The sequence below is a fragment of the Streptomyces milbemycinicus genome (assembly GCF_002154605.1).
GTDB classification, from domain to species: domain Bacteria; phylum Actinomycetota; class Actinomycetes; order Streptomycetales; family Streptomycetaceae; genus Streptomyces; species Streptomyces milbemycinicus.
Genome location: NZ_MUNE01000760.1, coordinates 1 through 12,622, shown reverse-complemented (window position 1 = coordinate 12,622; position 12,622 = coordinate 1). Strand labels below are relative to the sequence as shown.

Sequence of the window (12,622 nt, the reverse complement as noted above, 5' to 3'; positions counted from 1 at the left end):
CGGCCGCCCACAAGCGGCTGGCGGCCGGGATGTCCCGCCCCGGCACAGTCTCCACCGGAGTGGCGAGGATCCCGTCGGGGTCGCACGAGGCGACCCCGATCCGGGCGTCCCCGACGTCGATGGCGATGCGCCTGCCGCGTCGCACGGCGGTCAGGCGGCTTCCGCGACAAGCCGCTCGACGGCGGCCGCGGCCTCGTCGACGGCGTCCGGGTTCGTGCCGCCGCCCTGGGCGACGTCCGGCTTGCCGCCGCCTCCGCCGCCGAGGGCCTTGGCGGCGGCGCGGACCAGGTCACCGGCCTTGAGGCCACGCTCGCGGGCGGCCTCGTTGGTGGCGATGACGGTCACCGGGCGGCCGTTCGCGACGGAGAACAGGGCGACGACGGCCGGGCGGTCACCTTGGATGCGGCCGCGCACATCCAGCACCAGCTTGCGCAGGTCATCGGCGGACGTGCCGTCCGGCACCTGGCCGGTGACCAGGGCCACGCCCCGTACGTCCTTGGCGCCCGCGGCCAGCCCCGCGGCGGCCTGCAGGACCTTCTCGGCGCGGAACCGCTCGATCTCCTTCTCGGCCTCCTTGAGCTTGGCCAGCATCCCGGAGATCTTCTCCGGCAGCTCCTCCGGCCGGCCCTTGACCAGGTCGGTGAGGCGGGAGACGACGGTGTGCTCGCGGGCGAGGAAGTTGTACGCGTCCACGCCGACCAGGGCCTCGACCCGGCGCACGCCGGAGCCGATCGAGGACTCGCCGAGCAGCTTCACCAGACCCAACTGGGCGGTGTTGTGCACATGCGTGCCGCCGCACAGCTCCTTGGAGAAGTCGCCGATGGTCACCACGCGCACCCGGTCACCGTACTTCTCACCGAACTCGGCGATGGCGCCCTGCTTCTTGGCCTCCTCCATGCTCATCACCTCGGCGGTGACGTCGAGCTCACGGGAGAGGACCTCGTTGATCTTCTGCTCGACGTCGGTGAGGACCGCACCGGGCACGGCGGCCGGCGAGCCGAAGTCGAAGCGGAAGCGGCCGGGCGAGTTCTCCGAACCGGCCTGGGCGGCGGTCGGGCCCAGGGCGTCGCGCAGCGCCTGGTGGGTGAGGTGGGTGGCGCTGTGGGCGCGGGCGATGGCGCGCCGGCGCTTGATGTCGATCTGGGCGTACGCCCCGGCGCCCACGGTCACCTCGCCCACCTGGACGGTGCCCTTGTGCACGCTGACCCCGGGCACCGGCTGCTGGACGTCCCGTACCTCGACGACGGCGCCGGAGTCCAGCCGGATCCGGCCGGAGTCGGCGAGCTGGCCGCCGCCCTCGGCGTAGAAGGGGGTGCGGTCGAGGACGACCTCGACCTCGTCGCCCTCGGTCGCGGCGGGCGAGGGCAGGCCGTCGACCAGCAGGCCGACGATGGTGGACTCGCCCTCGGTGTCGGTGTAGCCGGTGAAGACGGTCGAGCCGGAGGTGTCGGCGACCTCGCGGTAGGCGGACAGGTCGGCGTGGCCGGTCTTCTTGGCCTTGGCGTCGGCCTTGGCCCGCTCCCGCTGCTCCTTCATCAGGCGGCGGAAGCCGTCTTCGTCCACCGAAAGGCCCTGTTCGGCGGCCATCTCGAGGGTGAGGTCGATCGGGAAGCCCCAGGTGTCGTGGAGCAGGAACGCCTTGTCACCGGCGAGCACCGTGCTGCCCGCGGCCTTGGTGTCGGTGACGGCGGTGTCGAGGATGTTGGTGCCGGCCTTCAGCGTCTTCAGGAAGGCGGCCTCCTCGGCGAGGGCGACGGTCTCGATGCGCTTGCGGTCGGTCAGCAGCTCCGGGTACTGCTGGCCCATCGTCTTCAGGACGACATCGACGAGCTCGCCCACGACGAGCTCGGTGGCGCCCAGGATGCGCATGTTGCGGATGGCGCGGCGCATGATGCGGCGCAGCACATAGCCGCGGCCCTCGTTGCCGGGGGTGACGCCGTCGCCGATGAGCATCACGGAGGTGCGCATATGGTCGGCGACCACGCGCAGCGAGACATCGGAGTCGTGGCCGGCGCCGTAGGCGACGCCGGTGAGCTCCGTGGCCTTGTCGATCACGGCGCGCAGGTTGTCGGTCTCGTACATGTTGTGCACGCCTTGCAGGATCATCGCGAGGCGTTCGAGGCCGAGACCGGTGTCGATGTTCTTGGAGGGCAGGTCGCCGAGGATCGGGAAGTCCTCCTTGCCCTCGCCCGCGCCCCGCTCGTACTGCATGAAGACCAGGTTCCAGATCTCCACGTACCGCTCGTCGTTGACGGCCGGGCCGCCCTCGACGCCGAACTCGGGGCCGCGGTCGTAGTTGATCTCGGAGCAGGGGCCGCAGGGGCCGGGGACGCCCATGGACCAGAAGTTGGGGCCCATGCCCAGGCGCTGGATGCGCTCGGCGGGGACGCCGATGACGTCACGCCAGATGCGCTCGGCCTCGTCGTCCTCCTTGTAGACGGTGATCCACAGCTTCTCGGGCTCCAGGCCGTAGCCACCCTCCTCGACGGAGGTGGTCAGCAGCTCCCAGGCGAGCTTTATGGCGCCTTCTTTGAAGTAGTCGCCGAAGGAGAAGTTGCCGCACATCTGGAAGAACGTGCCGTGGCGGGTGGTCTTGCCGACCTCTTCGATGTCCGGCGTACGCACGCACTTCTGCACGCTGACGGCACGGTCGAAGGGGGGCTTCACCTCGCCGAGGAAATACGGCTTGAAGGGGACCATGCCCGCGGGGACCAGCAGCAGCGTCGGGTCGTCCGCGATGAGCGACGCCGAAGGCACGACGGTGTGCCCGCGCTCTTCGAAGAAGCGCAGCCAGCGGCGGCGGATTTCAGCCGACTCCATCAGTGGTCCTCATTTCCGGCTTTTGGGTGGTTGTACAAGTAATTCTGCGTGAGCTGGGCGCGACCGCGCTGGGCGGGCAGCTGCTTGCGGTCGGGCGCGGGCGCCGCGCTCAGGCCCAGGGCGTCCTTGAGCGCCGCCTCCCGGTCGGCCATGCCGTCGCGTACGTCGAGCGCGAACACCTTGATCCGCCGCCCCGCGAGCACCGCCCGGTCGGCGGCCTGCGCCGCCAGGCTCTCCGGGGTCAGCTGATTGAGCTTGCGGTTGACCTTGGTGGTGGCCCACACACCGGCTGCGACCCCGGTGGTGAACCAGAACGTACGGCGGAACATTCCGGTCTCTCAGCCCTTCGATGCACGGTTGCGACGGCCGCCCCGGCGGGCGGACGGCAGGGTCTTGCCGACGACGACGGTGCGTGTGGTCTCGCCGTCCGGGTGCTGCTGCCCCTTGCGGCCGATCGCGCGCCGCACGCCGTAGCCGAAGGCGGCGACCTTCACCAGCGGCCCGCCGAAGGCCGAGGAGACGGTCGAGGAGAGCGCGGAGGCGTTGGAGGTGACCTCCTGCACGTCCGCCGCGATCGAGTCCACGCGGGCGAGCTGGGTGTTGGCGGAGCGCACGGTCGCGGAGGCCTCGCTGAGCAGCGGTACGGCCTGCTCGGTGACCTCGGCCACCAGCTTGGTTGCGGCCTTGAGCGTCTGGGCGAGCCTCACCAGCGCGAGGGCGAGGAACGACACGAGAATCGCCCAGAAGACGGCCACGAGGATCCCGGCCACCTCTCCACCGGACACGTTGCACGCTCCCTGCTGCTGCTCGTCTGCTGCTCGTCGTGTGGTAGGTCGTCCGTCGGCCGCCGTCACGGGCGGGTGGGTCGTCATCCGAGACGGGCGGCAGGTATCGACCCTATCGCGCCGGACACCCCTGCCCGAACCGCATTACGGTCGCCCGGAAACGCCTCGCGGGTCCCCGTCGACCATGTCGAAGGGGACCCGCGGGGTGCGTATACGCGCCGGTGCTCGTACAGCCGGCGCCGCCCGGCCGGATCAGCGGGCGTAGTACTCGACGACCAGCTGCTCGTCGCAGATCACCGGGATCTCCTTGCGGTTCGGGTCCCGGTCCAGGCGGAAGGCCAGGGCCAGCAGGTTGACCTGCAGATAGCGCGGGGTCTCGCCGTCCAGGGCGTAGCCGCCCTCGCGCGCCACCTGGAAGGGGTGCTTGTCGCGGCTGCGCTCGCGGACCATCACCACATCGTCCGGGCGGACCCGGAAGGACGGCTTGTCGACCTTGCGGCCGTTGACCTCGATGTGGCCGTGGACCACCATCTGGCGGGCCTGGTAGATGGTGCGGGCGATCCCGGAGCGCAGGACGAGCGCGTCCAGACGGCGCTCGAGCTCGATGACCAGAGCCTCGCCCGTCTTGCCTTCGGCCTTGCGGGCGCGGTCGTAGGCGCGGGCCATCTGGCGCTCGCTGATGTCGTACTGAGCGCGCAGACGCTGCTTCTCGAGCAGCCGGACCTTGTAGTCACTGTTCTGCTTGCGGCCACGACCGTGCTCGCCCGGCGGGTAGGGGCGGGTCTCGAAGTACTTGACGGCCTTCGGGGTCAGCGCGATACCGAGCGCTCGCGACTTCTTGACCTTGGGACGCGACTGGTTGGGCACGGGGAACGAACCTCCGATATAAGTTAGGTGAGCCTTACCTTAGCCGAGGAGGACGCATGTTTCGACCTGGGATCCCCCTGCCCAGCGCTGGTCAGAGCACCGAGGAGGGTCAGCCGCGTCCCGCGGAAGAAGCTCCGCGGCCATCGGCGGCGGAGCGGGTACGTACTCTCGTGGAGTCCAAGGCTACGGCGTCGCTCACCATTCCCGGCGTCAGGGCCGTCGAGAGCATGGACGACCTGGGGGCCCACACCCCCGCCGCCCGCGCCGTCTCCCCCGACGGCGATGTGCTCCTGCTGGTCCCCGGCGGCTCGGCCGCCGCCCGCGCCGCGGCATACGCCCAGGACGACGAGGTGACCTGCGTGATGGAGATCACGGACGTCGCCCCGGTCGCGGTCGCCCACCGGATCCGCGGGCGCGCCTGGGTCGGGGGGTGGCTCACGCCCGTACGCGACCGGGAGCGCGCGGCGGCCGCGGCCCTGCTGGCCCGCCGGCATCCGCTCGGCGAACTGCTCGGCATCGGCGAGGCGCTGGCCGAGGGCGGCGGCGGATGGGCGCTGCTGCGGCTGGAGGTCGGCGAGGCGTGCGTGGACGACCTGTGGGGCGCGGACGCGGTCGAGCCGGAGGACTTCGCCACGGCCGCCCCCGACCCGCTCGCCCCGCACGAGGCCGAGCTGCTGCAGCATCTGCACGCAGCGCACGACGACCAGATGCGCGGTCTGTGCTCCCTCCTCGGCGACCACCCGGACCGCGCCTGCGGCACACGCGGCCGCGCGATCCCCGTCGCCCTGGACCGCTTCGGCCTCCGCGTCCGCTTCCCCGACGCCCCCGGCAACCCCTTCGACGCGCGCTTCGACTTCCCGGAGCCGGTGCGGAACATCTCCGAACTCCGCCGCGCGATGCACACGCTCTTCGACGCCGCGGCGGACTAGGGCGCCCGGCGGCCGGGCCGACCGCACGCGGCGACGCTAGGACGCCCCGGCCGTGGCCGAGCCGCCGGCTGCCGAACCGTCCGAACCATCGGGGTCGGCCGGACCGCCGGAGCCGCCCGAGACCGGCGGGTCGGCCGGGGCGGAACCCTCGACGGCGCCGCCGGGCTGGGCGGGGGTCGATGGCGCGGCTGCGGCCTGCGCCGCGCCCGGCGCGGGGGAATCCCCCGCCCCGGGCTGAGCCGTGCGCGGCGCGGGGGGCTCCGCCGGGCCGGGCTGAGCCGGGCGTGGCGGCTCGCCGCGGAGGCGGGCGCGTACGCGCTCGACGACGTCCGCGTAGCGCGCCTCCGCCCCGTAGCGCGTCGGCTCGTAGTACCGCTTGCCGTGGATCTTGTCCGGCGCATACTGCTGCGCCGCGATCCCCCCGGGCAGGTCGTGCGGGTAGAGATAGCCCTGCGCATGGCCGAGCTTTTCGGCGCCCTTGTAGTGGCCGTCGCGCAGATGCGGCGGGACCGGACCGGCCAGCCCTGCGCGGACGTCGGCGAGGGCGTCGCCTATCGCACGCGTGACCGCGTTGGACTTCGGGGCCAGCGCCAGCGCCACCGTGGCGTGGCCGAGGGTCAGCGCCGCCTCGGGGAAGCCGATCAGCGCGACCGCCTGGGCGGCGGCGACCGCCGTCTGCAGGGCGGTCGGGTCGGCGAGCCCGATGTCCTCGCTCGCGGAGATCATCAGCCGTCGGGCGATGAACCGGGGGTCCTCGCCCGCCTCGATCATCCGGGCCAGATAGTGCAGCGCCGCGTCGACGTCCGAGCCGCGGATGGACTTGATCAGGGCGCTGGCCACGTCGTAGTGCTGGTCGCCCGCGCGGTCGTATTTGACCGCGGCACGGTCGACCGCCTCCTCCAGCGTCGTGAGGGTGATCGCGGGCTCGCCCCTGGCCAGCGCCGCGCCGGCGCCCGCCTCCAGGGCGGTCAGCGCGCGCCGCGCGTCGCCGCCCGCGATCCGCAGCAGATGGCCCTCGGCGTCCTCGGGGAGCGTGACCGCGCCGCCGAGGCCGCGCTCGTCGGTCAGCGCGCGGTGCAGCAGTCCGCGCAGATCGTCGTCGGTCAGCGGCTCGAGGGTGAGCAGCAGCGAGCGGGACAGCAGGGGGGAGATGACGGAGAAGTACGGGTTCTCCGTCGTGGCGGCGATGAGCGTGACCCAGCGGTTCTCGACGGCGGGCAGCAGCGAGTCCTGCTGGGCCTTGCTGAAGCGGTGGATCTCGTCGAGGAAGAGCACGGTCTCCCGCCCGTACGCCCCGGAGGAGCGGCGCGCGCCGTCGATGACGGCCCGCACCTCCTTCACGCCCGCGGTGATCGCCGACAGCTCGACAAAGCGCTTCTGGGTGGCCTGGCTGACGACGTACGCCAGGGTCGTCTTGCCGATACCGGGCGGGCCCCACAGGAAGACCGACGACGGACCAGCCGGGCCGCCGCTGCCCTCGCCGACGAGCCGCCGCAGCGGGGAGCCGGGCCGCAGCAGATGCTGCTGGCCGACAACCTCGTCAAGCGTGCGCGGGCGCATGCGCACGGCCAGGGGACTGCTGGACGGGTCCTTCTCCTGGCGTTCCTCTGCGGCGGCGGTGAACAGGTCTGGCTCCACGCGGGAAGCCTATGTCACCCCACTGACAGCGCCTGGCGGGAAGGGCGCCTCACCCCTGGGCGCCGGTCCAGAAGCTCCACCACCGGGTCAGGATCAGCATGCCGATGACGCCGACCCACAGCACCGGCACCACCCAGTGGAACTCCAGCAGCCCGCGCCGGAGCCCGTCCGGCGCGGGCAGGAACCCGTGCTTGATGTTCTTGCCGGTGACGTAGCAGAACATCACGATGGTGGCGACCCAGGCCAGGCAGCACCACAGGCACAGCGAGCCGATGACGTACAGCGACTGGTACTGCAGCCAGGTGCAGAATCCGACGCCGAAGAGGGTGCCCGCGTTGAACGTCAGCCAGTACCAGCGCGGGAAGCGGGCCCCGGCCAGCAGGGACATCCCCACGCAGATCACGATCCCGTAGGCGACCAGGCCGAGCATGGGGTTCGGGAAGCCGAAGGCCTGGGCCTGCTTGCTCTCCATGATGTTGCCGCAGGAGACGATCGGGTTGAGGCTGCAGCCGGGCGAGAAGTGCTTGCCCACGGCCTTGTATTCAAGGATCTTGTTCTTGTCGATCGTGATGACCCACGCGGCGAGCAGCCCGAGCGCGCCGGTGATCACGAGCAGCAGGGCGAAGGCGCGACCGCCTCCGACCACGACCCGTGCGTCGCCGTCCTGCCGGGCCTCGTCGGAGTGCACCTCATCCACCGCTGTCGTCGCCATATCGCCGTTCCGCCGTCCCACCGAGTCCATGTGTCGCCCCCGTCAAGCACGGACATTCTGCCGCATCGGGGACGCCCGGACCGCCCCTCGCCGAAATGCGGCACGGCCCCGGCCATCCTCCTCCGCCCCCCGTTCGGTGGGCATAAGCCACCTCAGCAGGGTGCGCGTGGACAGTTCCCGGACCGCCACCGTCGCCTCCCCTTGGCAGAGTGAATCCGCGCCCGCCGAGTTGACGGCGGGCGCGGATTCGTCGCGGATGTGCAGGCCGGCGCCGGCGGGTCAGCCGAGGCGGGCGCTGACCGCCTCGACCAGGCCGTCCAGCGGGACCGCCGTCTGCTCACCGGACTCGAGGTCCTTGAGCTGGACGACGCCCTCCGCGAGGTCCCGCTCCCCCGCGATGACCGCGAGCCGCGCCCCGCTGCGGTTCGCGGCCTTCATCGCCGCCTTCACGCCCTTGCCGCCGTACGCGAAGTCCGTCGCGACCCCCGCCCGGCGCAGCCCGGTGACCGCGCCGAACAGCACCCTGCGCGCCTCCTCGCCGAGCGGCACCGCGAAGACGCTGGTGGCGGACGGCAGGTCGAGCTCGACGCCTTCGGCCTCCAGCGCCAGCACCGTACGGTCCACGCCGAGCGCCCAGCCCACCGAGGGCAGCGCCGGTCCGCCGATCATCTCCGACAGGCCGTCGTAGCGGCCGCCGCCGCCGACCGCGGACTGCGAGCCGAGCCCGTCGTGGACGAACTCGAAGGTGGTGCGGGTGTAGTAGTCCAGGCCGCGCACCAGCTTGGGGTCGTCCTCGAAGGCCACGCCCTCGGCGGTCAGCAGCTCGCGCACCTGCTCGTGGTACTCCTTGCACGCCTCGCACAGGTGGTCACCGAGCATCGGCGCGCCGACCAGCTGCTTCTGCACCGCTTCGCGCTTGTCGTCCAGGACCCGCAGCGGGTTGATGTCGATCCGGCGCCGGGTGTCGTCGTCCAGCTCGAGGCCGCGCAGAAAGTCCTGGAGGGCGGCCCGGTAGGCGGGGCGGCAGGTGGCGTCGCCCAGCGAGTTCAGCAGGATCCGGAAGTTCCGCAGCCCCAGCGAGCGGTACGCGTCGTGGGCCAGGATGATCAGCTCGGCGTCGAGCGCCGGGTCCTCGGCGCCGATCGCCTCCGCGCCGACCTGCGAGAAGTGGCGGTAGCGGCCCTTCTGGGGGCGCTCGTAGCGGTAGTACGAGCCGGAGTACCAGAGCTTGACCGGCAGGTTGCCGGCCTTGTGGAGGTTGGCCTCCAGCGCGGCGCGCAGCACGGAGGCGGTGCCCTCGGGGCGCAGCGCGAGCTGGTCGCCGCCCTTGGTGGTGAGGGTGTACATCTCCTTGGTGACGATGTCGGTGGACTCGCCGACACCGCGCGCGAAGAGCTCGACGTTCTCGAAGCCGGGCGTCTCCACATAGCCGTAGCCGGAGCGCTTGAGCGGGGCGGCGATGGCGTCGCGCACCGCGAGATAGGTCGCGGAGTCCGGCGGGATCAGGTCATACGTGCCCCGGGGGGCCTTGAAGGTGCTCACGGAAGGTCTCTCGTCACATTCCTCGTCGCGGAGCGGGCGCCGGGGCGCCGTCGTCTCCGAGGCCGGCGGCCACCTGCCGCAGAAACGGGTTGGTGGCGCGCTCGCGGCCGATGCTGGTCTGGGGGCCGTGGCCGGACAGCACCACGGTCGAGTCGTCGAGCGGCAGGACCACACGGGCCAGGGACTCGAGGATCTCGGCGTGGTCGCCGCCGGGCAGATCAGTGCGTCCGATGGAGCCGGCGAAGAGCAGGTCGCCCGCGAAGAAGACGGACGGGATGTCCGCCCGCTCGGGCAGCCTGAAGGTCACCGACCCCTTGGTATGGCCCGGGGCGTGCGCGACGGAGAACTCGAGACCGGCCAGGTCCAGCCGCGCGCCGTCGGTCAGCTCCTTGACGTCGTCCGGCTCCCCCACGGTCAACTCGCCCATGAGCCGCAGCCCGATGGAACGCCCGAAGGCCTTCTCGGGATCGCTCATCATGTAGCGGTCGGCCGGGTGGATCCAGGCCGGCACGTCATGGGCGCCGCAGACCGGGACCACCGAGGCGACGTGGTCGATATGGCCGTGGGTGAGGACGACGGCGACGGGCTTGAGCCGATGCTTGGCCAGTGCCTCTTCGACGCCCTGGGCCGCCAAATGGCCCGGGTCGATGATCACGCACTCCTCACCGGCGGCAGGGGCGACCAAGTAGCAGTTGGTCCCCCAGGCCCCGGCGGGGAACCCGGCAATGAGCACGATCGTCCTTAAAAGTCGCTGGCAGAAATGGAAAGTCGACCTTTCAGAGCCTACCGGCGGCGCTCCCGCCACAGCGAACCCGTATACGGTACGGCCGAGTCATCACATACGTCAGCGACGGCATACGGCATGAGGAGACGACCCGGTGGTCAGTAACGAGCAGCGACGGCGGCAGCTCGCACGGGAGAAGTACCTTCGGCAGCAGAATCGCCGGGAGGCGGCCCGGCACAAGCAGCGCCGGACCTATGTGGTGATCGCGTCCACGCTGGCCGTGGTCCTGGCGGCGGGCGGCGTGGTGACCGCGGTCAGCGCGCTGTCCGGCGGGGACGGCGACAAGAAGAAGTCCGACAAGGCCTCCGAGCCCACGATGCCCACGCCCTCCCCCACCCCCACGACCAAGGCGCCGGACCCGTGTGCCAAGGGGGCCAAGGAGGCAGGCAACAAGAAGCCGAAGACCGTGTCGTGGAAGAAGGAGCCGGCGCTCACCGTCGACCAGTCGGGCACGTACGCCATGAAGCTGGAGACCACCTGTGGCGACATGACCGTCACCATGGACGCCGCCAAGGCCCCGCACACCGTGAACTCCTTCAACTTCCTGGCCGGAAAGGGCTACTTCGACCACACCAAGTGCCACCGGCTGACGCCCGAGGGGATCTTTGTGCTGCAGTGCGGTGACCCGATGGGCACCGGTATGGGCGACCCGGGCTACACCATCCCGGACGAGAACCTGAAGGACTCCAGGATCAAGGGGAACAAGTACCCGGCCGGTACGGTCGCGATGGCCAACCAGTACGACCCGCAGACCAAGAAGGGCAAGAACAGCGGCGGCAGCCAGTTCTTCCTGGTCTACAAGGACAGCGAGCTCCCGCCGTACTACACGCCCTTCGGGACCCTCGACAAGGAGAGCATGCAGGTCCTCAAGAAGATCTCCGACGCGGGCGCGGCGGCGCCGGACCCCCAGACCGGGAACACCGCTCCGAACGCCACCGTGCTGATCAACAAGGCGACGGTCGGCAAGTCCTGACCGCCCCCGGCGCGCGTACTGCGAAATTTCGGTCGCGCAGGATACGGACAGCCGGGCCACCGTTCGCCTATGTTGGCGTTGTGCAGGGTGTCTGCCGCAGCCGGCGCACCCTGCTGCGAGACCGGTGCGGGTGGATCCCGGCCGGAAGAAACTGTGGACGATGCCGGCGGGCCGCGCGCCCGCCCCGGCATCATGTGGAGGAGGCGCTGTGAGCAGCGAGCCTTGGGGCCGCGTCGATGAGGCGGGGACCGTGTACGTGCGTACGGCCGACGGCGAGCAGGTCGTCGGATCGTGGCAGGCGGGATCTCCTGAAGAGGCCCTCGCCTACTTCGAGCGCAAGTACGACGGCCTGGTCGTCGAGATCGAGCTTCTCGAGCGCCGGGTGCAGACCACGGACCTGTCGGCCAAGGACGCCACGGCGGCCATCGAGCACATTCGCCATCAGGTCGACGAGCACCATGTGGTCGGCGACCTGGCCGCGCTCAAGAAGCGGCTCGACAAGCTCACGAGCGATGTCGAGGCGCGCCGGGAGGAGCGCCGCGCGGCCAAGGCGGTCCAGACCGACGAGGCCCGCCGGGCCAAGGAGGCGCTGGTCACCGAGGCCGAGGAGCTGGCCGCCAGCGAGCAGTGGCGGGCCGCCGGGGAGCGGCTGCGCGCGCTGGTCGACACCTGGAAGGGCCTGCCGCGCCTGGACCGCCGCACCGACGACGAGCTGTGGCACCGCTTCTCGCATGCCCGCTCGGCGTTCTCCAAGCGGCGCAAGGCGCACTTCGCCTCGCTGGACGCGCAGCGCGAGACGGCCCGGCAGACCAAGGAGAAGCTGGTCGCCGAGGCCGAGTCGCTGTCCGACTCCACGGACTGGGGTCCGACCGCCGCCCGGTACCGGGACCTGATGTCGGAGTGGAAGGCGGCGGGCCGCGCCCAGCGCGAGGCGGAGGACGACCTGTGGAACCGGTTCCGCGGTGCGCAGGACGTCTTCTTCCAGGCGCGCAGCCAGGTCTTCGCCGAGCGGGACGCCGAGCAGCAAGAGAATCTGACCCACAAGGAAGAGCTGGTCGTCGAGGCGGAGAAGCTGCTTCCGATCTCCGATCTCAAGTCGGCTCGGGCGGCCTTCCGCTCGGTCAATGAGCGGTGGGAGGCCATCGGCCATGTGCCGCGGGACGCCCGGGCCCGGATCGAGGGCCGGCTGCACGCGGTGGAGCGCGCCCTTCAGGACGCCGAAGAGACCGAGTGGCGGCGTAGCAACCCCGAGGCGCGGGCGCGCGCCCAGGGGCTGACCGGTCAGCTTCAGGACGCCGTGGACAAGCTGCGCGGGCAGATCGACGCCGCGCGCGCTGCGGGCAACAACGCCAAGGCCGACAAGCTGGCCAAGGAGCTGGAGGGCCGGCAGGCGCTGCTGGACCAGGCGCTCAAGGGCTTGGAGGAGTTCGGCGGCTGACTGGGTTGACCGGACGGGTCGGGTTGACCGGACGGGTCGGGCTCGGGCTCGGGCTCGTCGGGCTGATCGGCCCGACCGTGCTGAGCCCGCCCGGCCGCGGGCCGGGCTCCGGCAGCCGGACGTCCGGCTCGGCC

General features: G+C 71.4%; 11 protein-coding genes and 1 pseudogene. 3 read left to right on the top strand and 9 right to left on the bottom strand.

The genetic code is table 11. The annotated features are described in order from the left end of the window. From ruvX to rpsD, 5 genes are all read right to left on the bottom strand, one after another. Positions 1-154 (bottom strand): Holliday junction resolvase RuvX (gene ruvX, locus CCN51_RS45395; RefSeq protein WP_143676102.1); only part of this gene is annotated, 154 nt, incomplete at its 3' end. After that, positions 151-2,820, bottom strand: coding sequence for an alanine--tRNA ligase (gene alaS, locus CCN51_RS45390; protein WP_014174977.1), 2,670 nt, complete (start codon positions 2,818-2,820; stop codon positions 151-153). The genes alaS and ruvX, both read right to left, overlap by 4 nt. Further along, on the bottom strand, positions 2,820-3,149 hold the full coding sequence (locus CCN51_RS45385) for a DUF6167 family protein (protein WP_014174978.1): 330 nt from the start codon (positions 3,147-3,149) through the stop codon (positions 2,820-2,822). The genes alaS and CCN51_RS45385 overlap by 1 nt, the downstream gene beginning before the upstream one ends. Before the next feature lie 9 nt (positions 3,150-3,158). Further along, on the bottom strand, positions 3,159-3,605 hold the full coding sequence (locus CCN51_RS45380) for a DUF948 domain-containing protein (protein WP_043486414.1): 447 nt from the start codon (positions 3,603-3,605) through the stop codon (positions 3,159-3,161). 252 nt (positions 3,606-3,857) lie between these two features. After that, on the bottom strand, positions 3,858-4,472 hold the full coding sequence (gene rpsD, locus CCN51_RS45375; RefSeq protein ID WP_014174980.1) for a 30S ribosomal protein S4: 615 nt from the start codon (positions 4,470-4,472) through the stop codon (positions 3,858-3,860). Positions 4,473-4,642: 170 nt separating this feature from the next. Between rpsD and CCN51_RS45370 the strand changes: the two genes are divergently transcribed. Next, the gene (locus CCN51_RS45370) at positions 4,643-5,401 is read left to right on the top strand and encodes a DUF2470 domain-containing protein (protein ID WP_014174981.1); all 759 of its coding nucleotides are present in this window, start codon (positions 4,643-4,645) and stop codon (positions 5,399-5,401) included. 285 nt (positions 5,402-5,686) lie between these two features. On the opposite strand, the pseudogene CCN51_RS45365 reads toward CCN51_RS45370, so the two are convergent. From CCN51_RS45365 to CCN51_RS45350, 4 genes and pseudogenes are all read right to left on the bottom strand, one after another. Next, positions 5,687-7,039: pseudogene (locus tag CCN51_RS45365) on the bottom strand (replication-associated recombination protein A); the annotation flags it as partial. A gap of 49 nt (positions 7,040-7,088) precedes the next feature. Further along, positions 7,089-7,751 (bottom strand): vitamin K epoxide reductase family protein, encoded by a 663-nt coding sequence (locus CCN51_RS45360; RefSeq protein ID WP_043486416.1) that lies wholly within the window; start codon positions 7,749-7,751, stop codon positions 7,089-7,091. Positions 7,752-8,030: 279 nt separating this feature from the next. Further along, positions 8,031-9,293, bottom strand: coding sequence for a histidine--tRNA ligase (gene hisS, locus CCN51_RS45355; RefSeq protein ID WP_014174984.1), 1,263 nt, complete (start codon positions 9,291-9,293; stop codon positions 8,031-8,033). A gap of 13 nt (positions 9,294-9,306) precedes the next feature. Beyond that, a complete protein-coding gene (locus CCN51_RS45350; RefSeq protein WP_014174985.1) occupies positions 9,307-10,026 on the bottom strand; it encodes an MBL fold metallo-hydrolase in 720 nt (239 codons plus the stop codon). Positions 10,027-10,171: 145 nt separating this feature from the next. Between CCN51_RS45350 and CCN51_RS45345 the strand changes: the two genes are divergently transcribed. Together CCN51_RS45345 and CCN51_RS45340 are read left to right on the top strand one after the other, a co-directional pair. Beyond that, entirely contained in the window at positions 10,172-11,050 is an 879-nt protein-coding gene (locus tag CCN51_RS45345) for a peptidylprolyl isomerase (protein WP_014174986.1), read from the top strand. A gap of 208 nt (positions 11,051-11,258) precedes the next feature. Next, the gene (locus tag CCN51_RS45340; RefSeq protein ID WP_014174987.1) at positions 11,259-12,488 is read left to right on the top strand and encodes a DUF349 domain-containing protein; all 1,230 of its coding nucleotides are present in this window, start codon (positions 11,259-11,261) and stop codon (positions 12,486-12,488) included. Positions 12,489-12,622 lie beyond the last annotated feature (134 nt).

What these genes read in the sequence shown, in the direction of transcription:
- alaS (WP_014174977.1), bottom strand. Translation starts at nt 2,820, where the DNA reads ATGGAGTCGGCTGAAATCCGCCGCCGCTGGCTGCGCTTCTTCGAAGAG.
- CCN51_RS45385 (WP_014174978.1), bottom strand. Translation starts at nt 3,149, where the DNA reads ATGTTCCGCCGTACGTTCTGGTTCACCACCGGGGTCGCAGCCGGTGTG.
- CCN51_RS45360 (WP_043486416.1), bottom strand. Translation starts at nt 7,751, where the DNA reads ATGGCGACGACAGCGGTGGATGAGGTGCACTCCGACGAGGCCCGGCAG.